Here is a 24,725-nt window from a genome sequence, read left to right on the forward strand (position 1 = left end):
CGGTGCCGGGCACTGCACGGCGCGGCAAGACCGCCAATGCCGACCTCCCCGGCTGGTGCCCTCGGGAGGTCGGCATTCCGGCGTTTTCCCTCAATACAGGGACGCCGTCTCCCTGTCTACGAGTGCGCCCTGCTCGTGCTGACCATGGATCTTCATTGTTCGAGGGCCAGGCGGGTCAGCTCGGTACGGGACGCGATGCCCAGCTTGGGGAAGGCGTTGTTGAGATGGAAACCGACAGTGCGATGGCTCAGAAACAGCTGTGCGGCCACCTCACGGTTGGTCAGCCCAGTGGCGGCCAGCCTGACGACCTGTCGTTCCTGGGGTGTCAGCGCCGCGAGCGGATCGGCCGGGAGCTCCCGTGCCGGATCGCCCTCCCCCGCGCCCCGCAGCTGCTCGCGGGCCCGCGCCGCCCAGCCGGCCGCGCCGACCCGCTCGAAGATCTGCGACGCGGAACGCAGCAGGGTCAGCGCCTCGGCCCGCCGCCTTTCCCGGCGCAGCCACTCCCCGTACAGCAGTTCCGTACGCGCCCGCTCCAGCGGTCGGCCGCCCTCGCGGTGCCGCCGCACGGCCGCCGCGAAGTACTCCTCGGCGGTGTCCGGCGAGGCGAGCAGGGCACGGCACCGGAGCATCACCGCCGCCGCCCACGGCTGCCCGCAGTGCGCCGCGAAGTCCGCGAAGCGCGGGAGCGACCGACGCGCCGCGTCCACGCGGCCCGTCGCCACGGCCGCCTCGACGTGATCCGGGATGGCGAAACCGGAGATGACGGTGTGCCCGCTCCCCGCCGCCATCGCCGACTCGAGGTGGGCGAATGCGTTCTCCATTCGGCCCAGGCCCAGCTCCAGCAGACCGAGCGAGCATCGCGCCCACGCCACGGGCGGCGAGCTGTCCTGCGCCGTGCAGGCGGCCGCGGCATGTTCGCGGCACCGTTCCTCGTCGCCCGCCACGGCGGCGATGCGGGCCAGGATCCCGTGCAGGTGCCAGGCCCTGTGCGGCTGGCCGGTGTGCGACGAGAGGCTCAGCGCCTCGGCGCAGGCGATCTGCGCCTCGTCGTGCCGGTCGAGGAACTGCAAGGCCGAGGCATAGGTCAGCAGTGCGAGCGGCAGCACCGCGATGACGCCCCGGTCGCGGCACGCCGCCACCACCGAGGAGGCCAGCTCACCGACCGCCTCATCGTCGCCCATCACCAGCGCCCCCTCGGCCAGCCGCATCCGCGAAGGCGGCGCGTACGTACCCGAGCGCACCTCCCGCAGCGCGGCGCTGATGGCCGACCAGCCGCGGGCGCCGTCGCCCGCGAGCAAGGCGGCCAGCCCGATGGCGCAGTCGACCAGCGGCCGCAGTTCGGCGCCGACGGCCGGCGCGAGTTCGGCGAGCCGGGCGGCCGCGCTCCCGGCGGTCTCCTCGTCCCGGCCGTACCAGGCCTCGCGGACGGCCTCGACCAACATGGCCGCCTCGGCCTCCCGGTCCGGTGCGTGGGCGGCGCCCTCGAACCGTATCCTCGCGGCCCGCCGCGGGGAGCCCCGCTCGAACTCCACCGCCGCCCGAACCTGCGCCAGCTCCGCGAGCGTGCCCGGATCGTCGATCAGCGACCGGGCCTGGTCGGCGAGTTCCCCGGCACGATCCAACAACCCGGCGTCCACCGCGGCCTGCGCCGCCGCCGCCAGCCGGCGTCCGCGTGCCCCGGCGTCGGGGCTGAGCTGGGCGGACCGTTCGTAGGCGGTCGCCGCCGCGGCCTGCCCGCCGCGCGCTCGGGCACCGGCGGCGACCGCGGCGAGCCCGGCCGCCGTCTCCTCATCCAGCCCGATCGCGCCCGCGGCAAGATGCCAGGCCCGCCGATCGACGTCCCCCGCCGCGCCGAACACCGCCGAGAGCACCCGGTGCGCGGCGAACCGTACGGTCACCGGCGCACCCTGGTACGCGGCGGCGCGGACGAGCGGATGCCGGAACCGGACCGTGCCCGCGCCGAGCTCGATCAGCCCCGCGTCTTCGGCGGGCCGCAGGTCGTCCAGCCCGGCGCCGAGCGAACCGGCGGCCGCCAGCACGGTCCCGAGGTCTCCGGTGTCGTCGGCGGCGACGACCGACAGCCCGGTCCTGGCGGCCTCCGGCAGGAGGCCGATCCGGTCCTGGAACGCGGCGAGCACCCGGCCTGCGACCGGGCCGGGATCCATGGCGGAGACGGGGACGGCATGCCCGCGCGCTCCCAGCGCACGGGCCAGCTCGATCAAGGCGAGCGGATTGCCCTGGGCCTGGTCCAGCACCTGGTCCCGTACCGGAAGCGGCAGCCGCGCCGCGCCGGGCAGCGCCGCGATCATGTCGGCCGCGTCCTCAGCGGGCAGCGGGGCCATCCAGAGTTCGGGCAGTCCCGCGGCCTGCCAGCCCGACTCCGCGCGGGCCGCGAGCACCATCCCGATTTTGTCGGCGCCGAGTCGGCGGGCGGCGAACAGCAACGCCTCGGCCGAAGCGCGGTCGAGCCATTGGGCGTCGTCGACCAGGCACAACACCGGCGCGTCCTCAGCCAGCTCGGCCAGCAACGACAACACCGCGAGCCCGATCAAGAACCGGTCACGGCCATCAGCCGAAGCAAGACCCAGCGCCCCACGCAACGCCGCCGCCTGCGGCGCGGGCAACGCCCCCACCCGACCCAGCTCACCACGCAACAACAAATGCAACGCCGAGAACGGCAACTCCGCCTCGGACTCCACACCCACCCCGCGCAAGACACGCAAACCGTCCGCACACGCCGCGGCATAGTCCAGCAAGGCCGACTTGCCGATACCCGCCTCACCCCGCACCACCAGCGCAGCGCTCACGCCCGTACGCACTCCGGCGAGGATCCGGTCCAGCTCCGCCCGTTCGGAGGCCCTGCCGAACATCGTCGTCACGGGGCCGTCATTCCCCCGTCTCCGTGCCGAGGTGACGGGTGGTCCCGTCAGCGATGGCATGGAGTTTGTCGGGGTTGGCGACGTTGTGGATGGCGGTGATGCGGCCGTCGGCATCGAAGTCGAAGGTGACAGTGGCGATCACTCGGTCCGGGCCGCTGAACACCATGCCGGGGCCGCAGTTGATCTCTACGAGTTCGGCCTTCATGTCCGCGGGCTCGACGCCCTGGTAGGTGACCTGGCCGATGCCCGCGAACCAGGTGGACACGGTCGTCGCACCCTCCACCGGACGCAGGGCCTGGCGGACCTTGCCGCCACCGTCGGTCCACAGCGTGACGTCCGGGGACAGCAGGTCCATGAGGGAGTTGATGTCACCGCCGACCGCCGCGGCGAGGAACCGCTCGGTGATCTCGCGCTGGCGCACCCTGTCCACGGTGAAGCGTGGCCGCCGGGCCTGCACGTGATCGCGCGCGCGGTGTGCGGCCTGCCGTACCGCGGCTTCGGAGCGCTCGACCACCGCGGCGATCTCGGCATGGCTGAAGTCGAACACCTCCTTCAGCACGAACACCGCGCGCTCGATCGGGCTCAGCGTCTCCAGCACCACCAGCATCGCCATCGACACCGACTCGGCGGCCGTGATGTCGTCCGCGGTGTCGCCGCTGGTCAGGATGGGTTCGGGCAGCCACGGGCCCACATAGGTCTCGCGCTGGTGCCGGGTGGAACGCAGCCTGGCCAGCGCCAGATTCGACACGATCCGCGCCAGATACGCCTTGGGGTCGGCCACCTGAGAGCGGTCGGCGGCGGACCACTTGATCCAGGCGTCCTGGACCGCGTCCTCGGCGTCGGCCGCGGTGCCGAGGACGCGGTAGGCCACCGAGAACAGCAGGTCCCGGTACTGGTTGAACACCTGCTGGTCGCGGTGCGGGGATGGGTGGGTCACAGGGCGCTCCCGCTGCGGGTGAAGCGCCCCCCGCGGGGCCAGAACGCGCCGGATACGGGCATCTTCTTCATGCGGCGGTAGGTCGGCCAGGGCGAGGCGGTCACCGTCTCCTTGTACCGTGCCGCCATGCGGCCGGTCAGATGCACACGCCGGGGGCTGTCGTCGGGGTGGGTGAACTGGACGACCCCGTCGCGCCGTCCCAGGCTGACCGGCGTGTGGTAGTAGCCGAAGCGGAACGGCTTGGGCTGTTTGCCGTTCAATTCGCGAACGATCGACAGTGCGGCGTGCACCCCGGTCGGCATGCCGCTCTGGCAGGTGCCGTGCATGACGCCGTAGCCCTGGCGGATCGCGGCGGCGTCGCCCACGGCGTACACCTGCGGGTGCGACACCGACCGCAGCGCGGCGTCGGTGAGGATCCGGCCGCGTTCGTCCACGGCCAAGCCCGCGGCCGCGGCCAGCGGCGACATCCGCGTGCCGCTCGTCCACAGGACGACATCCGCGGCGACCAGCTCCCCGTCGGCCAGCTCGACCCCGTCCGGCAGCACCTTGACCGCGACCCCGACGCGCGCCTCGACCCCCAGCCGCTCGAGTGCGGCCCGCAGGTACGCCCTGGGCTTGGCGGCCATGGCCGCCCCCGGCTCCTGCCGGCCCAGCAGGACCACGGTCAGCCGCGGGTACCGCTCGGCGATCTCGGCCGCCGACTCGACGCCGGTCAATCCGCTGCCGCCGACCACCACCGTGCCGCGGTCCAGCCGGGCCAGCCGGTCGGCCAGCACCTCGACGTCCTGGACGTTGTCGAGCGTGTGCGCGTGGTCTTCGGCGCCGGGGACCGCGGCCGTGTCGGCCACGCTGCCCAGTCCGTACACCAGCGTGTCGTAGTGCAGCTCCCGATCGTCGTCGATCCGCACGAGCCTGGCGTCCGCGTCCACCGCCGTCACCCAGCCGCGCACAAACCGGGCGGCCGTGCCCTCCAGCAACTCGGTGATGTGCATCTCCTCGACCTGCTGCCCGGTCGCCGTCATCGGCAGCCGCAGCCGCTCAACGAATCGTTCCTGGGGATTCACCAGCGTGACCTGCACGTCCTCGCGCCCCTTGAGCCGGGCCCCGAGCTGCACCGCCGCCGCCATGCCCGCATACCCGGCCCCCAGGACCAGAACCCGATGCGGTGTGACCGCCGTGCCGCCTTCGCGCTGTGCACTCATCGTCGCGCCTCTTCCTCGTCGTACGGACGACCTCGAGATGCAAGCAGCCCGCTCCCGCGTGACATGAGATCGTTGTGACCTGCGACACACGGGCGGGCCGGGCGGCCTCCACGTCAGGGACCGCCCGGCACGACGATGTGCCGGGCGTCTCGCACGATCAGCCGCAGGAAGCGCCCCAGACATGAACCAGCCGGGCCGGCACCTTGCTGCAGACGGCCCCGCCGGTGTCGCCCTCATACTCCCAGTCCGTCGCCCCGCGGTCCCACACGTGCGGGCCGCCCTGGCGCGACACCGGGTTGTCGCCGAAGCCGATGTCACCGATGGCGTAGTACTTGCCGCCGACCTTGCCGTAGTAGAGGTTCGCCGGAACCGAGACCTTGGCCCGGGTCTCCCCGGGATAGCGATCGGAGACCTTGGCGAAGTAGGCATCGGCGAGCGCCCGGCGCAGGGCCGCCGTCACCTGGAGCTTGACCGCCGAACCCGAGCCGCCGCCCGGCACGGGCTTCTCGCTGCCGGGATGCGCGTTCGGTGCGCCTCCGGAGGCGCTCGGCGTGGCGCCGGACGCCGGGCTGGACACCGTGTCGGAGGGAGTGCCGGAGCCGGAGCCGCCGTTGTCGGAGCCCGATCCGCACGCCGTCAGGGCCATGGCCAGGCATGTCGCGTTGGCGGCGATCGCCGCGCTTCGAAGAGTGATTTTCACGGTTCCGTAGGATGACCGTCCACACGAAGCCGCTGATCACGAATCCGGCCCCCTCAGATAACGATCTTGCGTCGCGGGCCGGTCTCTTCGTGCCGCCCCGAGCCCGACCGTCCGCGTCGAGTCAGGAGGCGAGACCAGGTCACTTGACGGATTCGGCATCGGTGCCGCCCTTCCTAGCGTCGGTGCCGTAAGCCCCGATCAAGGAAGGCGACTCGAAATGAGCATCCCCACCTACTCGCTCGCCGAGCGGGACCGGCGCTGGACCCTGGCCAGGAACCTGATGGACGCACAGGGCCTCGACGCGCTCATCGCCTACGGCGAGCACGAGTGCGCCGACCTCGCGCCGTTCGCGCCGGACGCCTATTTCAGCAACGACCGGCCCGGCTCGTTCGTCATCTTCTGCCGGGACGCCGACCCGGTACAGCTGGTCTGGTCGAACATGTCGATCCAGGACAACATCGAGGCGCGCAAGCGCGGCGACGAGCTGTGGATCGAGCCGCGGAACATTCGGGCCGGGTCGGTCATCCAGCCCGGCAAGAACGCCGCCGGCATCGTGGAAGTCCTCCGTGAACACAAGCTCGAGCACTCTGCGGTCGGCGTGCTCGGGCTCGACATCTACCCACCCTTCCATCTGAATCCGGTCATCCCCTACCTGTTGTGGCGCGAGGTGCTCAGCGAGCTGCCGGACGTGACGTTCAAGCCGGTGGGGGCCGAGTTCATGCTCGCGACGATCTGCCTGTCCGACGAGGAACTGGCGGTGCTGCGCTACTCGGCGGCGGCGGGTGACGCGATGGCCGAGGCGATGCTGGAGACGGCCGGGACGGGCGTCAGTGAAGCCGAACTCTATGCCGCCGGAATGGCCGCCGGGTTCCGGCTCGGTTGCGCGGCGCCGGACATGCTGCTGTGGTCGGGCCCCGGCTTCATCGCTTGGGGCCCGCCGGCCTGGTCCTACCGGCCGCAGGAACCCCGCAGGCTCGACGACGGCGACGTCGTGCTCGCCGAGGTCTTCTGCCGGTTCGGCATGAAGGAGACCCAGCACCAGGTCGCCATCGCCGTCGGCGATCCGCACCCCGACATCGAAGCGGCCGCGGCTATCGCTCGCTCCGCCTACGAGGCGGGCCTGAAGGTGGCCCGCCCGGGCAACACGTTCGGTGAGCTGGCCGAGGCGATGATGGCGCCCCTTCAGGCGGCCGGCTCGTGGAACATCCATCCGCTGGTCCACACCCTCAATCCGTACGGCCCGGTTTGCGGGTTCGGGCCGGGACTGCGTCAGGTGCCGGAGGCCAGGGAGTACGGCCGGCTGTTCGACCTGCCGACCATCGGCGGGGAACTCCCGCTGACACCCGGCATGTCGTTCTCCTTCGAACCCAACGCGGTGGTCGGCGGCAAGGCGGTCAACCTCGGCGGCACCGTCGTGATCGGCGAGGACGACCCCATCGAGCTCAATCCGCTGACCGCCCATCTGCTGCACACCTGACCGCGCCGACGAGGGGTGCCGTGCCTCCCCATCGTCCATTCCGGTGCCCGATCGTCCATTCCGGTGCCCGGCAAAGGCGTCGGGCACCGGCGGCGACGCGTACCGCCCCGAACGATGACCGGCCGGTGGTGCCGGTCTGCCGGAACCTGTCCGCTATCGTCCCCGAATGTGGCGGTGCTTTTCGGCAGGTCAGTGGAGCAGGCGGAGCTGGACCGGCTGATCGAGGGCGTCCGCGCGGGCGTGAGCGCTGCGCTGGTGGTGCGGGGTGAGGCGGGTATCGGCAAGTCGGCCTTGCTGGACTATGCCGCGGCGTGTGCGGACGGTTTGCGTGTCTTGCGCGGGGTGGGTGTGGAGTCCGAGGCGGAGTTGCCGTTCTCGGCGTTGCATTTGTTGTTGCGTGGTGAGCTGGGTCGGGTGGGGGCGTTGCCCGCGCCGCAGGCGGCGGCGTTGCGTGGGGCGCTGGGTCTTGCTTCGGCTGATGGCCGTGACCGGTTCTTGATCGGGCTCGCGGTGTTGTCGTTGCTGGCCGAGCTGGCTGAGGACGCGCCGGTGTTGTGCCTGGTCGACGACGCCCAATGGCTCGACCGCGCTTCGGCCGAGGCGTTGCTGTTCGCCGCCCGCCGACTCGGCGCCGACAAGATCGGGATGGTCTTCGCGGCGCGAGGCGATGGCCGCGGGTTCCCGGCCGCGGGGCTGCCGGAGCGCACGCTGACCGGGCTGGATCGCGGTGCGGCCGCCGAGCTGCTGGCCGCACGGGTGACGGGGGCGGCGCCGGAGGTGATGAACCGCGTCCTGGATGACGCCGCGGGAAATCCCCTGGCCCTGATCGAGCTGCCCGACCTGCAACTGGAGCCGTCCCGGCCGTCATTCGCCATCAGCACCGTTCCGGTGGAGGGCCGGGTGCGGGAGGCGTTCGGAGAGCAGCTGCGGCGGCTTCCCGCACCGGTGCGGGCCCTGCTGACCATCGCCGCCGCCGAGGACACCGGCGACCTGGCGGTGCTGCTGCGGGCCGGCGCGACGATCGGCGGCGCCCTGCCGGATCTGGCGTTCGCCGAGCAGGCCGGGCTGGTCCGGCTCACCGAGCGGTCGATCGCCTTCCGACACCCGCTGATCAGGGCGGCCGCCTACCAGACCGCGCCGCTGGCGGCGCGGCTGGCGGCGCACCTGGAGCTGGCCCAGATCTTCGGCGAACTCGGTGACGACGACCGCCGGGCATGGCATCTGGCCGCCGGCGCATCCGGCCACGACGACGAGATCGCCGCCGAACTCGACCGTGCCGCCGAGCACGCCGGGCGGCGAGGCGGGCACAGCGCCGCGGCCGCCGCCCACGAGAGGGCCGCCCAGCTCACGGCGTCCGCCGACGGCCGCGGACGCCGGTTGGCCGCGGCCGCGCACAGCGCCGCGACCGCAGGCGAACACGACCGGGCCGCCATGCTGGCCGAACGGGCCGGGCGGCTGCTTCCCGACGGTCCGGCCAAGGCGCGGCTGGCTCCGATCCGCGCGGCGGCCGAGCTGCGCAGGGGTTCGCCGCGGGCGGCCGGGCGCGGCCTGCTCGCGGCCGCCGCGACCGTGGCCGATCCGGAGGTCGCCGCCCCACTCCTGGTGGAAGCCGCACGGCACGGATGGTTCGGCGCCGACCGGTCCATCGTCGCCGAGGCCGCCGACCGGTTGGCGGCACTCGCGCGGGTCCCCGCCCGGCTGTCGGGCTGGACCCGCGCGACCGCTGCGATCATGGCGGGCGACCTGGCCGAGGGCGTGCCGGTCCTGCGCGACCTCGCCGACGGCCGGTGGTCCGACCCGCCGCAGGTGCGGCTGCTGGTGGCGTTCGCGCTGCACACCGCCGGCGCTGATGCGCCCGCCTGCGAGCTGGCGGAGAACGTGGTGGCCGAATGCCGCGCCCTCGGCGCACTCGACCTGCTGCCTCAGGCGCTCCAGGTCACTGCTCAGATTGAGGCGTTCCTCGGCCGGTACGGGCGTGCGCGCGCGCTGGCCACCGAGGCCATGAGCCTCGCCCATGACTCCGGGCAGGGCCATTGGAACGGTCTCTTCGTCGGAGTGCTGGCCCGCGTGGCGGCGTGCGAGGGCGATGACGAGACGACGCATGCGTTGACCGCCGAACTGTTCCGAGCGGCCGGTCGAAGCAGCCCGCCCATCGAGGCCTGGGCCGGTGCCGCGCTGGGGCTCCTGGACCTGGGGCATCGGCGCTACGAGTCGGCGCTCGATCACTTGGACCCGGTCGTCCATGGTCCGGCCCGGTATTCGCTCGCCGCCACCTTCGCGCTGCCCGACCATGTCGAGGCCGCGGTCCGGGCCGGCAGGCCGGAACTCGTCGGCGACTCCGCGGCCCGCTTCGCCACGTTCGCCGAGCACAGCCGCAGTGCCTGGGCTCGGTCCACCGCCCTCCGTTGCAAGGCCCTGACCGCACCGGACCAGGCCGAGAGGTACTTTGCCGAAGCGGTGCGGGTGCCGCGCGACGCTGAGCGGCCATTGGAACGCGCCCGGACCGAGCTCCTCTACGGCGAGTGGCTCCGCCGGTCCCGCCGGCGTGCCGAAGCCCGCCGCCTGCTGCGGTCCGCGCTGGAGACCTTCGAACGGATCGACGCGCATGGATGGTCCGGGCGGGCCCGGACCGAACTGCGCGCCAGCGGCGAGACCGCGGCCGTACCCGACGCGCCGGGCGATGCGCTCGCCGTCCTGACCCCGCAGGAACGGCAGGTCGTGCAGTTGGCCGCGAGCGGGCTCAGCAACCGTGACATCGGTGCCCAGCTGTTCCTGAGCCACCGCACGGTCAGCTATCACCTCTACAAGGCGTTCCCCAAGCTCGGAATCGCGTCCCGAGCCGAGCTGGCCCGGCTCTACCTGGAGGCGGCCCCGCGATGACGATCTCCGGCGTTATCATCCCCCATGCGAATCGCGCACCTGGAAATCCTGATCGCTCCCGATAGCGCCCACCTGGTCATCGCGCCCGAGAGCACCGGCGGTCCGGACTACAGCCAGGTGACCGGCGACCGGGATGTGGTGTTCCAGTTCCCGGGACCGAACCGGTACGTCTTCATCAACACCGTCAGCGAGGGCGAGGTGGACGTCCGGATGACCGTGCAGTTCTGGGACGCCACGCCCGACGCCGACCCTCCGAACTGGGACACCTGCCAGCAGGACGTGACCACCACCATCGACCTCGATGGCGACCAGATCCTTATCGCCGCTCCGACCGATCCGGATCACACGTCCTGGGCCGCCTTCTGGCCACCGTCGCCGGGGACTCACCGCGTGCGTTGCCGAGCCCAGGGCCGCGACTGGACCCACATGCTGGAGACGGCGCCGGGCGAGGAACGGTATCTGATCCAGTTCTGGCAGGACCCTCTTTAGCGCGCCTCATTCGTACGGACTTTCGCCATGATTGAGGAAGTGCTGCTATTTGTTGCCGTGTGAGAGACCGCGCTCTCGGTTAGGCCGGCGGTTGCGGCCAGGGCCTGGAAATCCGCAGCGTGTGTACCAATGCAAGATCCATGGGTGCTCCTCGACGAAGTGGTCCAGGCCGTGGCGGCGTTCATAGGGCAGCAGCGTCGTCCGCACCCGCCGGACACTCGAAGCTCGGCGCCGTCGGGTGCGGTCGCCGGGCGGACCGGGTGATGAGCGTGGGACGGCAGTGGGAATCGGGCGCCAGGTGGCGGCCCTGCTCCTCTGGCTGTGCCGGGGAAGGCTCACCAGGCCGCGTCGCGGTACTCGTGCGGGTCGGTGTGCCAGGTGATATGGCTGCCCTGGAGCGTGCCGATCCGGCCGGACCCGATCAGCAGGATGTGCCGTCCGGAGCGGTCGAGGCGGAGCATCCCGGCGCCGTCCTCCGGCAGCCGGACGACCTGGCCGGTGGGCCGTCCGGTGGTCGCGGACAGCACGGCGACGGCCGGGGGGCCGCTCACTAGCGCGGTCAGCGACCGTCCGCCGGGGGCGAAGGCGATGCTCTCGATCCGCGCTCCCTTGAGCGGGCCGTCCTGGATGCGCATCGTCCGCAGGACGCGGGCGTCGGCCAGGTCGCCGGACCGGTTCGGGTCGAGCATCAGCAGGGGCGCCTTGGCGATGTCGCGGCGGACGTCCCACCAGAGCACGCCCAGCGCTCGGCCGTCCGCCGTCCACGACGGGAGGTACCGGGCGGAAGCCGTGCTGTAACCGGTCCACTGATGCGTGGCACCGGTATCGGTGTCGACGATGGCCACCTTGTAGGTCGTCTCGCAGGTTCCCGAGACCGCCAGGCGGGCTCCGTCCGGGGCGGCGCTCAGCCCCACGTCGTCTGGGCTGATCGCGTAGGGACCCCCGGGAAGCGGCGTGGGCTCGGCCGCGATCGCCTCCTGCCGGACGGACGTCTCATAGAGGCGGACGCGGCAGTCGCCGTCGCGTGCAGCCAGGTAGAAGGTGTCGTGACCACCTGCGGCGACCGCGACGTAGTTCCCGCCGGGAACAGAGCTGATGCGCCGGCCGTTCGACGGGTCCCGCACCGCCGCAGTCCCGTCGTCCTGGACGGACACCAGATATCCGGGAGCGCCCCCCGACAGCGCATCCTGCGAGCCCGATCCGTTCATGATTCCTCCCAGTACGGCGGCGGCCACCACCACCAGTGCGACGACGGACGCGGCGACGGGCACCGCCCACACGGCCCTGCGCCTGCGGCTGGGAACGACCAGGGGCGCGATCGTGCCGGGGTCGACGGCGCGGAGGCGGGCGTCCAAGGCCGCGCGCAGCTGGTCTTCGGTGTTCATGAGGGCTCTCCCAGTGCTCCGCCGAGCGCGGCGAGCGCCCGGGACGTGGTGGACTTCACCGTTCCGCGGCCGACCCCCATGACCTCGGCCGTCCCCGCCTCGTCCAAGCCCAGGTAGTAGCGCAGGACGAGCGCCTCGCGCTGGCGCGGCGGCAGCCGGTCGAGTGCGGAGAGGACCGCGCGGTGCTCCTCGGCCAGCAGCACCGCCGACTCGGCCGACGACGCGGGCGGATCGTAGGTCGCCGCCACCCGCCACGTCAGCCGGCGGCGCCGCAGCACCGTCCGGCACCGGTTGACCACGGCGGTCCGGATGTAGGGCAGGGCCCGATCATGGTCGGTGATCGTGCCGGCCTTGCGGTACACGTCGGCGAAGGCGTCCTGCACCACGTCCTCGGCCGTGGCCTGGTCGTTCACCATCAGCACGGCGAGGTGCACCAGCGCGACATGGTGCCGGCGGAACAGCTCCGCCAACGCCGCGGCGCCCTCCGCCGTCCGGCCGTCCACGGCATCCGCCATCTCTATGTCCACACCACTTACACGATCGACACGCCCCCGGGTTGCTCACACCAGCCCCTCGGAACTTCGCCCCGACCAAACAGTCTCGCCGCGCCACCCCGCGGACGCGGCTAGAACTTGTGATCGTTGACGATGGGCGACGTTTGGCAGGCGTTGGAGCCCGCGGGGGCGGCGGCGCTGTCGGGCGAGCAGCACGTCTGGCTGGTCCCCCTGCAGGGGCTTCTCCGTCTCAGCGTTCGCGATGAACACGGGGGCGGCCTGGTGGCGGTCTGGGGCTGCCCGGAATGCCCGAACACGGCGTTCACCACGCCACACCCGCCGCTCCGCAACGCCGAACTCCCAGAGGAGAACCAGCGGCATTCCGATATTCACGCCCGAGTAGATCGTCGGCGCGATCTATCTGGTCCAATCGCCCGGCCCGGCTATGATCACTGGCATTGCTCATCGGTGGCCGCTGTGAGGAGGCACGCTATGGCTGGGCCGCTGGACTCCGCGCATGCCATCACCAAGCTCCCCTGCCAGGACCTGGAACGAGCGCGGCGGTTCTACCGTGACTGGCTTGGCCTAGAGGCCGTCGAGGAGCGCGAGGGCGGACTGCGCTACGTCTGCGGGACAACGGAGTTCCATCTGTTCCTCTCCTCTGGGGCCGCCTCGGGCACCTCAACGCAAATCGGCTTTGAGGTGGACGACCTCGACCAGGTCATGGCCGACCTACGGGCGCGCGGACTGCGATTCGAGGCGGTCGATGTTCCCGGCTTCAAAGTCGAGGGCGACATCGTGACCGTCCCGAACAACTATCCCAGCAAGGGTCACGGCGAGCGTGGCGCGTTCTTCCGCGACAGCGAGGGAAACCTCCTAGCACTCGGGCAGGCGACCCGCTGACCGACCTACTGTCCGCAGGCGGCGGCCGCTCCGGCAGGCCAACATCAGCACCTTCAGTCAGGGGTCAACTGGCGTTGTGTCGGCTCAGGCGCGCGTTTCGGCGAACCGGTAAGAGTCGGTGCCGGTTTCGATAATCACGCCGTTGCAGGTGAGGCGGTCCAGCCCCATGTAGCCGACCTCATCGATGCAGAGAGGGTCGACGCGTCCGTAGCGGGCGATGGTCTTGGACGGCACCAGTTCGTCGGCGGCCTCGACCAGCTCGCTGACCAGCTTGGTGGCCACGATGTACTTGCCCCGGAGCCCCTTGGTCAACGTAGAGCGGGCAGCGCTTCGTGACCTGGCTCCTCCCGGTTCCTCCGGGCACCGGCCCCGATCGGAAGCGGTATTCAGGTTGGCCCTGACGCTCGCCGGCATCACGCTCGCGTTGCCGGTGGTCGGGTTCCCGTGCCTGCTGCACGGCCCAGCCGTCGCCCTTACCGTTCGGCTACTTTCCTTCGGCGCCCAACTGGCGCAGGACAGCGCGGTTGTCGGTGCGTACCCATTCCTCGATGAGGCGGCCTTGGTCGTCGAAGCGGAAGATGTTGATCAGGTCGAAGACGACGCGTTCGCCGTTGGGCGGCAGCGGACCGGCCGGTGACTGGGTGAACTCGCGGACGAAGGTGCCCTCGATCCAGGTCTGGCAGGCCATGTGGTCGCCCTCGGCGACGACGATGCCGCGCCGGATCAACCGATCATCGAAGGCCTCACGCACCGCCGCGAAATAGGAATTGAGCCCGGCGAAATCGGATTCGAAGCCGTCGGGGCCGTGGAAGCGGAAGTTGTCGGTGTCGAAGTAGGTCGCGGCCTCGGCCGGGTCCTCGCCCGACACCTCCAGCTCGCCGGCGCGGACCAGGCGCGCCACCAGTTCGTCCCGCGTGAATTGCTTTGTCATGACTCCAGCCTGCCTCCTTCCAGGCATGCCGTCCAACGATGATTCCGCACCGATTCAATGAGCTGAACGCATGGTAGGTTCCGGGCATGGCCGAGTTCACCCTCACCGGTCTGCGCATCGTTCACCAGGTCGCCACCACCGGCTCCTTCACCCGGGCCGCCGAAATCCTCGGCTACACCCAGTCGGCCGTCTCCCGCCAGATCGCGGCGATGGAGGCCGCAGCCCAGACGCCGCTGTTCGACCGCAGCCGCCGCGGCGTCGCGCTCACGCCGGCAGGCCAGGTACTCCTCCGCCGCGCGGCCCAGATCCTTGCCGACCTGGCGGCGACCGAACTGGAACTGGCCGGCCTGCGCGACCGGCTCGCCGGCCGCCTGACGATCGGCGCCTACCCCACTGCCGCCATGGCACTGGTACCCCGTGCGATCGCGCAGGTGACATCCGGCCACCCGGGGCTCGCCGTGGTCCTGGACGAGGCCGCAACACCCACCCTGCTCCGCCGACTCCGAGCCGGCCGCCTTGACGTGGCGGTCATCGGCGTCGGCCACGGTCTGCCCGACTACGACCTGAGCGAACTACGCCAGACCGCCGTGCTCCAAGGCGACCTCCTGGTCGTCGTCCCCGACACCCACCGGTTCGCCACCCACAACGCCGTCACGGTGCTGGACTTGGCCCAAGAACACTGGATCACCGGGGACGGCGCGGCCGGCGAGCCGCAATTCGGAGCCTGGCCCACCCTGACCGACCCGCACATCGTCCACACCTCGCGCAACTGGTCGACACGCCTCGGCCTGGTCGCAGCCGGCCTCGGCATCACCGTCATCCCCGTCCAAGCCCGACCGGCCCTACCGGTCGGCGTACGCGCCGTAGCCGTCACCGACAGCCAATGGACCGGCCGCGCCACCCTCGCCGTGACCCGACCACACCCGTCCGCGCAAGCACAGGCAATGATCACGGCACTAAAGGACCAAGCCACCGACCTCCACAACGCCTAAGGACCGATCTGATACCTCGTCACCCCGGGTAAGCGGCCGCACTTCGATGAGCTGCTCGGTCATCGTCCATAGGCGCTGAACGGACTGGGCGTCGATGGAGTGCGGGACGACGTTCTGGGAGCGGATCAGGTTCGGCGCCCTGGGCGGTGGGATCGGCGGCGTCGTCCAGCGGCGAGATGCCGGTGTCGGCGAGCAGGGGGCTGGTGGCCCCGAACACGATGGTGGCGGCACCCTGCTGGGGCATCGAGCCGCCGAGGTTCGTGCCGACGATGATGCCCGGGTGCGCGGCGTAAGCCCCGGATCCCGTCCTGCACCCAGCGGCGGTCCAGCTCGACGGCGAACAGCACGTTGACGGTCTTGGACTGGGCGTAGGCGAGATTGCCGTCATAGCCGGCGGCGAAGTGCGGGTCGTCTTATCGGATTCCGGAGACGCGGGTGGCACCATGTAGCGCCCTTCCTCGCCGCGAGCGCACGTCACTCGCCGAAAGCCGACAAGAACGTTCCGCGACCTGCCGGTTCGCCCCCTCACCGCGCGCCCGCCACACACGTCCACTCGGGCCCTGACCAAGCAACTCGCACACGCGATAGCGACCGGACAGCGAGTAGCCGCGTCTGTCGGACACGACCGTCAACCCCCTTGGCCAACGTCGACGCACGGCGATCACGCCATGTAGACATGACTGTCTGCTAGACCTCGGCGGTTGCGCCGGCGCCCCGGAATCGGCCTAGAAAATTACTAGACCAGTCGATATATTCCAGGGATGCGCATCCATCACCTGAACTGTGGCACCATGCGGCCCCTCGGCGGACGGCTGGTCAGCGGCACGGGACACCCGCTGACCTTCGCCCGGAACGTCTGCCACTGCCTCCTGGTCGAGACCGACCAGGGCCTGGTCCTGATCGACACCGGGCTGGGGCTCGGCGACGTACGCGACCCCGCCAGGCTGAGCCCCCGGTTCCGGTTCCTGGTCCGGCCCGTGCTGGACGAAGCGGAGACCGCCGCCCAGCAGGTGCTCCGGCTCGGCTTTCAGCTCAGCGATGTACAGCACATCGTGCTCACCCATCTGGACGTTGACCACGCGGGCGGCCTCGGCGATTTCCCCCACGCCAAGGTGCACCTCTACGCGGCCGAACTCGAGGCCGCGCTGAAACCGCTCACCGCTTTGGAGCGCTTTCGCTACCACGCCGCCCACTGGGCGCACGACCCCGATTGGGTACCGCACTCCAGCGCGGGCGAGCCGTGGTTCGGCTTCTCCGCCGTACGCGACCTGCCGAAACTTCCCCCACAGATCTTGCTCGTGCCCCTGGCCGGACACACCCGAGGGCATGCCGGCGTCGCCATCGACACCGGCCGAAGCGAGCCTGGAGCCCCACGCTGGCTCCTGCACGCCGGTGACGCCTACTTTCACCACGCGCAGGTCGCGCCGCGCCCGTCCTGCCCGCCCATCAGCCGGGCCTTTCAGACCTTCGTGCAAGCTGATCGCACCAGTCGCCTGCACAATCTGCACCGGCTCAACGAACTCGCCGCCACAGGAAAGGTGGACATCATCTGCGCCCACGACCCCGACGAACTCGACCGCGCGCAAGGCGCGCAGCCGCTGACGCGTTTGGCGGGACCCTCAGGCGATGTCGGGCACGCTGCGTGGAGCGACGGGCAGTAGCAATGGCGCCCCGCCGTCAGACCAGGGAACGCATCCTTGACGCTGCCGCGGAAACCACCACCCAGGCCGCGCGGCAACGGGGCGAGGCCATCAACACCGCTCCGGCCAAGGCCGCGACGCCGCGCACGCCATCACCGATCTGCTCGCCGCACACCTTCACCAGGGGGAATCCCGACGCCACGGCGCATGAGCTGGCCATCTTCATCCTCGCCACCATCGAGGGCGCGCTTCTGCCGGGACGCGCCCGACGAGACATCGCCCGCTATCCGGTGGGATGCCGGGGCACGCTGGTCGACGGGATGACCGCCCGTGCGCGGCGCGCTCTCATCGCCGCCCGCCCGGCCCCCGATTCGGCTCCCGCACGGGGTGCGGGCGTGGACCTCGCAGGGCGTGGCGCAGCGCCTCCCTCAACGAGGGAGGATTCAAGCCGCCGAAGGGCTCTGACCGAGCGGGGTCGATGACGTAGTCGTGTTCGTTGCCGCTGGACAAGTATCGGCAGAAACCGTAGGGCTCACCGGTCACCGCCGCGATGAGGGCGGCGTCGAGCCGTGGCGTGGCAATCGGGGAGCGGACGATGAGCCGCCGCAGACCCAGCGTGGTGGCGATGGCGCGGACGAGCTCCTGGTGGGTGGGCTGTGCGCAGACCGGCGCGTCCAGCGACCGGCCCGCCAGTGCCGCGTCGGTCCCGGCGGCGACGATGGCCTCCGTCACCGTGGCGGGGTCGATGACGGCGATGCGGTTGGCGCACCAAGGGCCTAGCGGGACGATGGGCGCCCGCTGGACGAGTTTCACGTAGGGCAGCAGGCCGCGGGAGCGGGCGCCCAGCACCATGCCGGCGCGTACGGCGCTCATGCCGGGGATGCCGTCCAGCAGGATTTCCTCCACCCGCAGCCGGTTGTGCTGGTAGATGGGCGGGCGTGCGCCGCGGGGCGGCGCAAGGGTGGTGAAGAAGACGCCTTGTCGCAGCCCGGCGGTCTGGGCTGCCCGGACGAACTGACGGGCGGCGCGCAGGTCGCGTTCGTCGGTCCTGCGGTCCGGCGCGTCGAGGGCGTGCACGAAGTAGAACGCGGTGTCGACGCCGGTCAGGGCCTGATGCAGACCGGCTCCGGTGATGGCGTCGCCCTGGACGACGTCATCGATGCCCGCCTCCTTGAGGGCGGAGGCCGCGCGGGCGGAGTCGCGGACGAGGCCGCGGACGGTATGGCCCCGCGCTGCGAGGAGCCGGGCGACGTTCCCGCCGTTGTAGCCGCCGGCGCCGACGATCAGAGCCTTCATCGCCGTGCCTCCCGCGTCAGCACGCCGACCGCGGTGCGCGGATCGGTCAGCAGCACACGGGTGCGCGCCCAGAGTGAACTGCGGGGTCGTACGTCGAGGTAGCCGTACATCTGATGCCGAGCGACGCGGTCGCCGCGGAAGGTCCAGATCTCGGTGCCGAGCTGGTTGGCGCGGCCGCGGAATCCGCCCTCCCAGGTGAGCACGACGGTGGTGGCGTCGGCGCATTGCGGGATCTTGCGGACGCGCAGCCGGCAGGCCCGCCAGACCTCGGCCAGGACGGTGGCCGCGGGACGGATCGCGTCGATGCCCGCGTAACGCTGGGCGGCCCCGTCGACGACCCAGTCGGCGACGGCGTCGGGGTGGTAGAGGGCCAGCCACTCCTCCAGCAGGGCCTGATTGGTCATCCGTTCGGCTTCGGCGGCGAACGCTGCCGCGTCGAGGGTGCCGTCTGTCCGGCGGGCCAGAGGGGTGGTGCCGGTCATCGGTCGCTCCTCGGGTTCGGTTCGCCGGGTGCCCGAAGCCATGCCGTCTCCAGTGCGTGTGCGGTGGTCGGGGCGGGTGCGGACAGACGCCGGTGGAATGCGGTGATCGCGCGGACCGCGCGCCGGTCGGTCATCGTGACGAGCAGCGCGGCGCCCTCCGCGCGGAACGCCGCAGCCGTGCGGCGTGCCCCCGGACCTTCGTAGGCGACCCGTTTGAGCTCGCGGGTCACCCGGGGCGGGCGGGACGCCAGGCGTTCAGCGATCGAGACCGCCTGCGCCTCCAGGTCACCGCGGGGGGCGAGGTGGTGCACAAGGCCGAGGTCCGTCGCCTGTCGCGGGGTGAGCATGCGCCCTTCGAGCAGGAGTTCCAGAGCTTGGGACGTGCCGATCGCGTCCAGCATGCGGCGGGCGCCGCCCGCCCCGGCCAGGACACCGACGGTGCTCTCCGGCAGACCGATCGCGTACGTCTCGTCGGCGGCGACGCGGATGTCGCAGGCCAGTGCGAAGACCCATCCCATCGCGACCGCCGTGCCGTTGATCGCGGCGACGAAGGCCTTGTCCATGCGGTTCATGCGGCGGAACGTCGCATACAGCCGCGGCGCCAGCAGCACACCGCGCAGCGGAGTGGCCCGCACGATCCGGTCCACCAGCCGTGACCGGGTCAGAAGGCTCCCGACCCGCAGGACCGCGAGCGCGACCGGATAGGGGACCCGACCCGGGACGAGCCGTACCGCATCCAGAACGTCGGGCACGTACAGATGCGGGTAGGCCGAGCCCTCCCCGGCGAAGACCACCGCGCCCACCGAGCCGTCACGGACCAGCCGCCGGGTGAGCTGGTCCAGTTCGACGCTCATCGGTTCGTCGAGGAAGTGATGGGGCGGATTGTCGAAGCGCACCACCAGCACGCGCCCGACTCTTCGGGTCAGCAGGCGAGGCCTGGGAGCACGAGACCGTCGTTCGTCCATGGCCAGGACCGTACATAAGTTTTTGAAGCAAGTAAATAAGTATTAGAAGTGGATGCTTTGAATACGTTTCCGAGGGCGTAGGGTGCGGGATATGGCTCGGCGCACCTATGACCAGTTCTGCGGGCTCGCCCGCGCACTCGACGTCGTCGGGGAACGCTGGACGCTGCTGATCGTCCGCGAGCTCATGTCGGGGCCCAAGCGCTACTCCGACCTGGCCGCCGCACTCGAGGGCATCGGGACCAGCCTGCTGGCCTCCCGGGTCAGGCAACTCGAAGCCGACCGCGTCGTCACGCGGCGCCGTCTACCGCCGCCGATCGCGTCCACCGTGTACGAACTCACGGCGATCGGGACCGAGCTCGCGCAGGCGATCATGCCGCTCGCCCTGTGGGGCGCACGCCACCACACCGGCGACGGCCGCGCACCCGCGGACGCCTACCGAGCCGAATGGACACTGGCGCCCCTCGCCCATCTCCTTCCGGCCGAGGCGATACGCGACATTGAAGCCGTCTACGAGTTCCACATCGACGACAGCACGGCCCACCTGCGCATCCAGGACGGCCGGGTGCACATCGTCCCGGGAGCGGCGGACGGGCGGGCCGACGTCACCATCCGTTCGGGCTCATCGACTCTCGCCGCCATCGCCGCAGGTCGCCTCGACCTCACCGAGGCTCTGCAAGCTGGACACGTCGAGGCGGACGGCGCCGCAATGGCGCTGGCAACATTGCTGAAGCTGCTGCAGGCTCACCTGCAGCCGCTCATCCGGCTCAACGCCGGCAGCTAGTCACCTGATCAGGACGGCCCGGAACCGCCCGAAGCCGGGTCGCACGCCCCCGCCGAAGAACACGGCGGCTGCCGGCCGACCGCGGCTACGACCCACCCCCAGCCCGGATCACCCACGGCGCGCACCGGCGCGCTGACTGCGGAAGCTACGGCGGTAGGCGTCGGGGGGCACGCCGACGGTGCGGTTGAAGTGCCGACGAAGCGTGGCCGCGGGGTGGATCTTTCGGCAAGGAGAGAGCGGATGGTGACGGGCCCTATCGTGACGGTCTATGGCGCGTACGGCCACACGGGCCGCTTCGTCGTGGCGGAACTGCTGGATCGCGGATTCGTCCCCGTGCTGGCAGGTCGAGACCTCGGCAAGCTGCGTGTCCTGGCGGCATCGACCCCGGGCCTGGACGTCCGGCACGCGCCGGTCGACGACCCGACGGCGCTGGACGGCGCTCTGGACGGCGCCGACGCGGTGATCAACTGCGCCGGACCCTTCGCCGCCACCGCCGCCCCGGTGATCAGGGCCGCATTGCGCGCCGGAATCCCCTACGCCGACGTCGCGGCCGAGATCGAGGCGAACGTCGACACGTTCCGGCTGTTCGCCGAGGGCGCTCGTGCCGCCGGGGCCCTGGTCGTGCCCGCGATGGCCTTCTACGGCGGGCTCGGCGACCTGCTGGTCACGGCCGCGATGAGCGACTGGACCGAGGCGGACGAGGTGCGCGTCGCCTACGGGCTGGACAGCTGGCACCCCACCCCCGGGACCCGCGCCGCGGGCGGGATCTCCCGGCAGCGGCGAAACGGCCGGCGCGTCCGCTATGCCGGTGGCCGGCTGGAGTACCGGGACGACGAGCCGCCTACCCAGAAGTGGTTCTTCCCCGAACCGCTGGGCGCTCGCGACGTCGTCGCGGAGTTCACGATGGCCGATGTCGTGACCGTCCCCAGCCACTTGAACATCCCCGAGGTGCGCACGTACATGACCGTCGAGGCGGCCACCGACCTGTCCTCCGCGGACACACCGGCCCCGGTCGACGTGCGGGGGCGGTCCGCACAGTTGTTCATCGTCGACGTCGTCGTCCGTGCGGGGGCCGCGGAACGGTGTGCTGTGGCCTACGGCCAGGACATCTACGCCGTCAGCGCACCGCTCGCCGTCGAAGCCGTCCACCGGATGCTCACCGGAAGGACCCGGGCTGTCGGGGTCGCTTCGGCAGGAAAGATTTTCGATGCGCGGAACTTCCTGCGGGCGCTGTCACCCCACATCCGGATCGAACTCGACCACCGGCCGATCACTGGTCGGGCAACCGAAGGGCGCCGCGAGGTCGGCGTCGCCGGGAAGGAGTGACATGCGAGCCATCAGCCAGGACACCCTGGGCGGCCCCGCGGTGCTGAAGGAGGTCGAGATGGAACGGCCGGCGCCCGGCCCGAGCGAGGTACTGGTCAAGGTGCACGCGGCAGGTGTCAATCCGACCGACTGGATCCACCGCGCCACCGGTCTGATCCTGGGCCGGCCGCCGTTCGTCCTGGGCTGGGAACTGTCGGGCGTGGTGGAGGCAGTCGGGCTCGGGGTCACGATCCACCGCCGGGGGGACGAGGTGTTCGGCATGCTGAAGTACCCGTACGGGAACGGCGCGCATGCCGAGTACGTGGTGTCGGCGGCCCGCCACCTGGTGCCCAAGCCCCCCAACATCGACCACGTTCAGGCCGCGGCCCTTCCCCTGGGTGCGCTCACCGCCTGGCAGGCGCTCGTGGACACCGCGGGCCTGCTGCCAGGGCAGCGGGTGCTCATCCATGCGGCCGCAGGCGGGGTCGGTCATCTGGCCGTGCAGATCGCCAAGGCACGTGGCGCGTACGTCATCGGTACCGCCAGCGCTCCCAAGCACGCCCTCCTCCACGAGCTGGGAGCCGACGAGATGATCGATTACACGACCGTTGACTTCGCTACAACGGTGCGGAACGTGGACGTCGTCCTGGACGGCGTCGGCGGCGAGTACGGACCACGGTCGCTACCCTGCCTGCGCAGGGGCGGCGTGCTGGTCTCGATCGTCAATCATGTCCGGGATCTGGACGTCGAACGGTACGGGGTCCGGGCCGAGGAGATGCTCGTCGAGGCCGATCACGCGTCGATGGAACACGTCGCGGAGCTGGCCGGCTCGGACCGGCTGCACGCCGTGATCGAATCGGTGTTTCCGCTGGCGGACGCGGCCAAAGCACATCAACGCGGAGAGAGCGGCCGGGTCACCGGAAAGCTGGTTCTCACCGTCTGACCCAGCGCCGACCGTTGTCGAGATGCCGGTCGGCCGGATGCTCACCGTCCGGACGGCGGACGGCTTGCCGGGCCTGGACGAGCAATGCCTGACGTTGATCGGCGGTCGGTCGAGTGCCAGAACCGCGCTCAGCGAGTCAGCGTGACGTCGCCGTCCAGGGCGGCCGTCCAGGCCGACGAGCCGGTCGCGGACGGTGATGACCCCGGGGTGCTTTCAGTCCAGACAGTGACGAGGGTTCATGGCACAAGGAGACACTTGTGTCTTTTCGATGGCAAGCGTAGGTTCGGCTTATCCAAGTGATTGATTGGAGAAGCCGGTGGCCGATGGGACGCGGACCCGGATCCTGGACGAGGCGCTGCGGCTGTTCGCGGAGCGGGGGTATGCCGGGACGTCCATAGCCGCGATCGAGGAGGCGGCCGGGCTGTCACCGCACTCGGGTTCCCTGTACACGCATTTCGGTTCCAAAGAGCAGGTGATGGCCGCCGCGGTCGAGCGCGCGATCGAGGCCGCCGAGAGGGGTTTCGCGCTCGCGCCGATGCTGCCCCTGGGCAACCTGGAGGCCGAGCTGACGCTGGTCGCCCGCGGCTCGCTGCTGCTGATGAACAGCTGGCGGGACCTCATCCGGGTGATGGGGAAAGAGAGCGAGCAGTTCCCCGCGGTGATGGTGGAGGCCCGCAAGCGCCTGTTCGCCCGCTCGCACGAGTTCCTCGCCGAATGGCTGGCGGGCAAGGCGCCCCAGGAGGGCCCTGACTTCGAGGCCATCACCACGATCTGGCTCGGCGCGATCGAGAACTACTGGGTCGTCACCAACCTCCACGGCCACCGGCCCTTCGGGATGGACGACGACCGCTACGTAAGGCAATGGGTTTCCACGCTGATGACCGCGATCGGAGCATCGCCATGACGCCCCTGGACCTGAACGGCCCCGACTTCATCGCCAACCCCTACCCCGCCTACGCCTGGCTTCGCGACGTGGCGCCGGTCCACCACCTGTCCGCTCCCGATCTGTGGTTGGTCAGCCGGCACGACAACGTCGTGGCCGTGCTGCGCGACACGAAACGCTTCTCCTCCGACCTCGGCAACTCCGCGAGCTTCGAGGACAACCCGTTCAACCCGGCGATGAAGCCGTCGGGTCCGCTGGCGCGGCTGCTGGAGTCGCTTCCGCCGGTACGGACGGTGCTGACCAGCGACCCGCCCGCAGCACACGCAGCTGCGCCGCAAGGTGGCCAAGGCATTCACCCCGCGCCGGATCGCCGCATTGGAACCGCGTGTCAGGCAGATCACCGAACGGCTCGTGGACGACCTCGACGGCGACCTCGTACGCGATCTGGCCTCGCCGCTGCCGACCATCGTCATCGCCGAGATGATGGCCATCCCCGCCGACCGGCACGACGACTTCAAGCGCTGGTCGGACGATCTGGTCAACGGGCTGCTCACCGGCGGCAGCAGGATCAGGATGGCCAGGAGCGCGATCGAGATCTCCTGGTTCTTCCTGCGGACCGTGCGAGCCAGGCGGCACCGGCCGGGCGACGACCTGATCAGTCTCCTGATCACCCGGGACGAGGACGGCGACGCCCTCACCCTCGCCGAATTGATCAACTTTTGCGTTCTGCTGCTGGTCGCGGGGAACGAGACCACCACCAACCTGATCTCCAACGCGATGCTCGCCCTGTTCGACCGCCCCGACCTGTGGCGGCAGATCGGCGACGACCCGCAGTTGGCCCGGGCCGCGGTGGAGGAGGCCCTGCGCTATGACGGGCCGGCCCAGGGGCTGCTGCGCGTCGCCACCACCGACGTCGTCATCGGCGAGACCGCGGTCCCCGAAGGCTCACGTGTCCTACCGCTGGTCGGCTCGGCCAACCGAGACCCGCGCCACTGGGGCGACCCCGACGCCTTCCGGCTGGACCGCACCGCGGGCGACCACGTCGCCTTCGGCTCGGGCATCCACTTCTGCATCGGTCATGCACTCGCCCGCCCTGGAAACCCGTATCGCCTTGGAAACCCTCGCCCGGCGCCTGCCCCACCTGGCCCCCGCCGGTGCCCC

At 71.0% G+C, this 24,725-nt stretch carries 22 protein-coding genes and 1 pseudogene; 11 read left to right on the forward strand and 12 right to left on the reverse strand.

Going from position 1 to position 24,725, the window contains the following annotated elements; all coding sequences use genetic code 11:
• Positions 1-152: 152 nt before the first annotated feature.
• The 4 genes from QP089_RS23915 to QP089_RS23930 form a co-directional block, all read right to left on the reverse strand.
• Positions 153-2,993, reverse strand: coding sequence for an ATP-binding protein (locus QP089_RS23915; RefSeq protein ID WP_446474079.1), 2,841 nt, complete (start codon positions 2,991-2,993; stop codon positions 153-155).
• Positions 2,887-3,816, reverse strand: a complete 930-nt coding sequence (locus tag QP089_RS23920; RefSeq protein WP_285914147.1) for an RNA polymerase sigma-70 factor — start codon at positions 3,814-3,816, stop codon at positions 2,887-2,889. Before QP089_RS23920 ends, QP089_RS23915 begins: the two co-directional genes overlap by 107 nt.
• Entirely contained in the window at positions 3,813-5,018 is a 1,206-nt protein-coding gene (locus QP089_RS23925; protein ID WP_285914149.1) for an NAD(P)/FAD-dependent oxidoreductase, read from the reverse strand. The genes QP089_RS23920 and QP089_RS23925 overlap by 4 nt, the downstream gene beginning before the upstream one ends.
• 157 nt (positions 5,019-5,175) lie before the next feature.
• A complete protein-coding gene (locus QP089_RS23930; RefSeq protein WP_285914150.1) occupies positions 5,176-5,718 on the reverse strand; it encodes a hypothetical protein in 543 nt (180 codons plus the stop codon).
• 217 nt (positions 5,719-5,935) lie between these two features.
• Between QP089_RS23930 and QP089_RS23935 the strand changes: the two genes are divergently transcribed.
• The 3 genes from QP089_RS23935 (at position 5,936) to QP089_RS23945 (ending at position 10,564) form a co-directional block, all read left to right on the forward strand.
• Positions 5,936-7,195, forward strand: a complete 1,260-nt coding sequence (locus QP089_RS23935) for a M24 family metallopeptidase (protein ID WP_285914151.1) — start codon at positions 5,936-5,938, stop codon at positions 7,193-7,195.
• Positions 7,196-7,363: 168 nt separating this feature from the next.
• Complete coding sequence (locus QP089_RS23940) at positions 7,364-10,075, forward strand: ATP-binding protein (protein WP_285914152.1); 2,712 nt, start codon at positions 7,364-7,366, stop codon at positions 10,073-10,075.
• Positions 10,076-10,099: 24 nt separating this feature from the next.
• The gene (locus tag QP089_RS23945; protein WP_285914153.1) at positions 10,100-10,564 is read left to right on the forward strand and encodes a hypothetical protein; all 465 of its coding nucleotides are present in this window, start codon (positions 10,100-10,102) and stop codon (positions 10,562-10,564) included.
• A 335-nt stretch (positions 10,565-10,899) separates the two neighbouring features.
• Here the strand turns inward: QP089_RS23945 and QP089_RS23950 are convergent, their stop codons facing one another.
• The gene (locus QP089_RS23950; RefSeq protein ID WP_285914154.1) at positions 10,900-11,949 is read right to left on the reverse strand and encodes a WD40 repeat domain-containing protein; all 1,050 of its coding nucleotides are present in this window, start codon (positions 11,947-11,949) and stop codon (positions 10,900-10,902) included.
• Positions 11,946-12,464 (reverse strand): SigE family RNA polymerase sigma factor, encoded by a 519-nt coding sequence (locus tag QP089_RS23955; RefSeq protein ID WP_285914155.1) that lies wholly within the window; start codon positions 12,462-12,464, stop codon positions 11,946-11,948. Before QP089_RS23955 ends, QP089_RS23950 begins: the two co-directional genes overlap by 4 nt.
• A 132-nt stretch (positions 12,465-12,596) precedes the next feature.
• Between QP089_RS23955 and QP089_RS23960 the strand changes: the two genes are divergently transcribed.
• The gene (locus tag QP089_RS23960) at positions 12,597-13,346 is read left to right on the forward strand and encodes a VOC family protein (protein ID WP_285914515.1); all 750 of its coding nucleotides are present in this window, start codon (positions 12,597-12,599) and stop codon (positions 13,344-13,346) included.
• A gap of 84 nt (positions 13,347-13,430) precedes the next feature.
• Here the strand turns inward: QP089_RS23960 and QP089_RS23965 are convergent, their stop codons facing one another.
• Complete coding sequence (locus tag QP089_RS23965; protein WP_285914156.1) at positions 13,431-13,658, reverse strand: ATP-binding protein; 228 nt, start codon at positions 13,656-13,658, stop codon at positions 13,431-13,433.
• Positions 13,659-13,830: 172 nt separating this feature from the next.
• Positions 13,831-14,247 (reverse strand): ester cyclase, encoded by a 417-nt coding sequence (locus tag QP089_RS23970; protein ID WP_285914157.1) that lies wholly within the window; start codon positions 14,245-14,247, stop codon positions 13,831-13,833.
• A 116-nt stretch (positions 14,248-14,363) separates the two neighbouring features.
• On the opposite strand from QP089_RS23970, the gene QP089_RS23975 reads away from it, so the two are divergent.
• Positions 14,364-15,269: a LysR family transcriptional regulator gene (locus tag QP089_RS23975; RefSeq protein ID WP_285914158.1), complete on the forward strand. Its 906-nt coding sequence runs from the start codon at positions 14,364-14,366 to the stop codon at positions 15,267-15,269.
• A gap of 761 nt (positions 15,270-16,030) precedes the next feature.
• The gene (locus QP089_RS23980) at positions 16,031-16,930 is read left to right on the forward strand and encodes an MBL fold metallo-hydrolase (protein WP_285914159.1); all 900 of its coding nucleotides are present in this window, start codon (positions 16,031-16,033) and stop codon (positions 16,928-16,930) included.
• A gap of 16 nt (positions 16,931-16,946) precedes the next feature.
• Here QP089_RS23980 and QP089_RS23985 read toward each other — a convergent pair whose 3' ends face one another.
• The 4 genes from QP089_RS23985 to QP089_RS24000 all read right to left on the reverse strand — a co-directional run bounded on the left by QP089_RS23985 (position 16,947) and on the right by QP089_RS24000 (position 19,592).
• The gene (locus tag QP089_RS23985) at positions 16,947-17,135 is read right to left on the reverse strand and encodes a hypothetical protein (protein WP_285914160.1); all 189 of its coding nucleotides are present in this window, start codon (positions 17,133-17,135) and stop codon (positions 16,947-16,949) included.
• A gap of 119 nt (positions 17,136-17,254) precedes the next feature.
• A complete protein-coding gene (locus tag QP089_RS23990; RefSeq protein ID WP_285914161.1) occupies positions 17,255-18,205 on the reverse strand; it encodes an NmrA family NAD(P)-binding protein in 951 nt (316 codons plus the stop codon).
• Positions 18,202-18,687, reverse strand: a complete 486-nt coding sequence (locus QP089_RS23995) for a nuclear transport factor 2 family protein (protein ID WP_285914162.1) — start codon at positions 18,685-18,687, stop codon at positions 18,202-18,204. Before QP089_RS23995 ends, QP089_RS23990 begins: the two co-directional genes overlap by 4 nt.
• A complete protein-coding gene (locus QP089_RS24000; protein ID WP_285914163.1) occupies positions 18,684-19,592 on the reverse strand; it encodes an enoyl-CoA hydratase/isomerase family protein in 909 nt (302 codons plus the stop codon). The genes QP089_RS23995 and QP089_RS24000 overlap by 4 nt, the downstream gene beginning before the upstream one ends.
• 151 nt (positions 19,593-19,743) lie before the next feature.
• Here QP089_RS24000 and QP089_RS24005 point away from each other — a divergent pair, with 151 nt between their 5' ends.
• The 5 genes and pseudogenes from QP089_RS24005 to QP089_RS24025 all read left to right on the forward strand — a co-directional run.
• A complete protein-coding gene (locus QP089_RS24005) occupies positions 19,744-20,433 on the forward strand; it encodes a winged helix-turn-helix transcriptional regulator (protein ID WP_285914164.1) in 690 nt (229 codons plus the stop codon).
• 240 nt (positions 20,434-20,673) lie between these two features.
• Positions 20,674-21,759: a saccharopine dehydrogenase family protein gene (locus tag QP089_RS24010; protein ID WP_285914165.1), complete on the forward strand. Its 1,086-nt coding sequence runs from the start codon at positions 20,674-20,676 to the stop codon at positions 21,757-21,759.
• A gap of 1 nt (position 21,760) precedes the next feature.
• Positions 21,761-22,681 (forward strand): NADP-dependent oxidoreductase, encoded by a 921-nt coding sequence (locus tag QP089_RS24015; RefSeq protein WP_285914166.1) that lies wholly within the window; start codon positions 21,761-21,763, stop codon positions 22,679-22,681.
• Between the two features lie 316 nt (positions 22,682-22,997).
• Positions 22,998-23,585 (forward strand): TetR/AcrR family transcriptional regulator, encoded by a 588-nt coding sequence (locus QP089_RS24020; protein WP_285914167.1) that lies wholly within the window; start codon positions 22,998-23,000, stop codon positions 23,583-23,585.
• A 552-nt stretch (positions 23,586-24,137) separates the two neighbouring features.
• Positions 24,138-24,644: pseudogene (locus tag QP089_RS24025) on the forward strand (cytochrome P450); the annotation flags it as partial.
• Positions 24,645-24,725: the final 81 nt, after the last annotated feature.

It is taken from the genome of Actinomadura opuntiae (assembly GCF_030283205.1).
In the GTDB taxonomy this organism is placed as follows: Bacteria; Actinomycetota; Actinomycetes; order Streptosporangiales; family Streptosporangiaceae; genus Spirillospora.

What these genes read in the sequence shown, in the direction of transcription:
- QP089_RS23985 (WP_285914160.1), bottom strand. Translation starts at nt 17,135, where the DNA reads ATGAAGATGGCCAGCTCATGCGCCGTGGCGTCGGGATTCCCCCTGGTG.
- QP089_RS23915 (WP_446474079.1), bottom strand. Translation starts at nt 2,993, where the DNA reads ATGCCGACGGCCGCATCACCGCCATCCACAACGTCGCCAACCCCGACA.
- QP089_RS23925 (WP_285914149.1), bottom strand. Translation starts at nt 5,018, where the DNA reads ATGAGTGCACAGCGCGAAGGCGGCACGGCGGTCACACCGCATCGGGTT.
- QP089_RS23955 (WP_285914155.1), bottom strand. Translation starts at nt 12,464, where the DNA reads ATGGCGGATGCCGTGGACGGCCGGACGGCGGAGGGCGCCGCGGCGTTG.
- QP089_RS23990 (WP_285914161.1), bottom strand. Translation starts at nt 18,205, where the DNA reads ATGAAGGCTCTGATCGTCGGCGCCGGCGGCTACAACGGCGGGAACGTC.
- QP089_RS24015 (WP_285914166.1), top strand. Translation starts at nt 21,761, where the DNA reads ATGCGAGCCATCAGCCAGGACACCCTGGGCGGCCCCGCGGTGCTGAAG.
- QP089_RS24010 (WP_285914165.1), top strand. Translation starts at nt 20,674, where the DNA reads ATGGTGACGGGCCCTATCGTGACGGTCTATGGCGCGTACGGCCACACG.
- QP089_RS23960 (WP_285914515.1), top strand. Translation starts at nt 12,597, where the DNA reads ATGGGCGACGTTTGGCAGGCGTTGGAGCCCGCGGGGGCGGCGGCGCTG.
- QP089_RS24005 (WP_285914164.1), top strand. Translation starts at nt 19,744, where the DNA reads ATGGCTCGGCGCACCTATGACCAGTTCTGCGGGCTCGCCCGCGCACTC.
- QP089_RS23945 (WP_285914153.1), top strand. Translation starts at nt 10,100, where the DNA reads ATGCGAATCGCGCACCTGGAAATCCTGATCGCTCCCGATAGCGCCCAC.
- QP089_RS23950 (WP_285914154.1), bottom strand. Translation starts at nt 11,949, where the DNA reads ATGAACACCGAAGACCAGCTGCGCGCGGCCTTGGACGCCCGCCTCCGC.
- QP089_RS23975 (WP_285914158.1), top strand. Translation starts at nt 14,364, where the DNA reads ATGGCCGAGTTCACCCTCACCGGTCTGCGCATCGTTCACCAGGTCGCC.
- QP089_RS23980 (WP_285914159.1), top strand. Translation starts at nt 16,031, where the DNA reads ATGCGCATCCATCACCTGAACTGTGGCACCATGCGGCCCCTCGGCGGA.
- QP089_RS23935 (WP_285914151.1), top strand. Translation starts at nt 5,936, where the DNA reads ATGAGCATCCCCACCTACTCGCTCGCCGAGCGGGACCGGCGCTGGACC.
- QP089_RS23995 (WP_285914162.1), bottom strand. Translation starts at nt 18,687, where the DNA reads ATGACCGGCACCACCCCTCTGGCCCGCCGGACAGACGGCACCCTCGAC.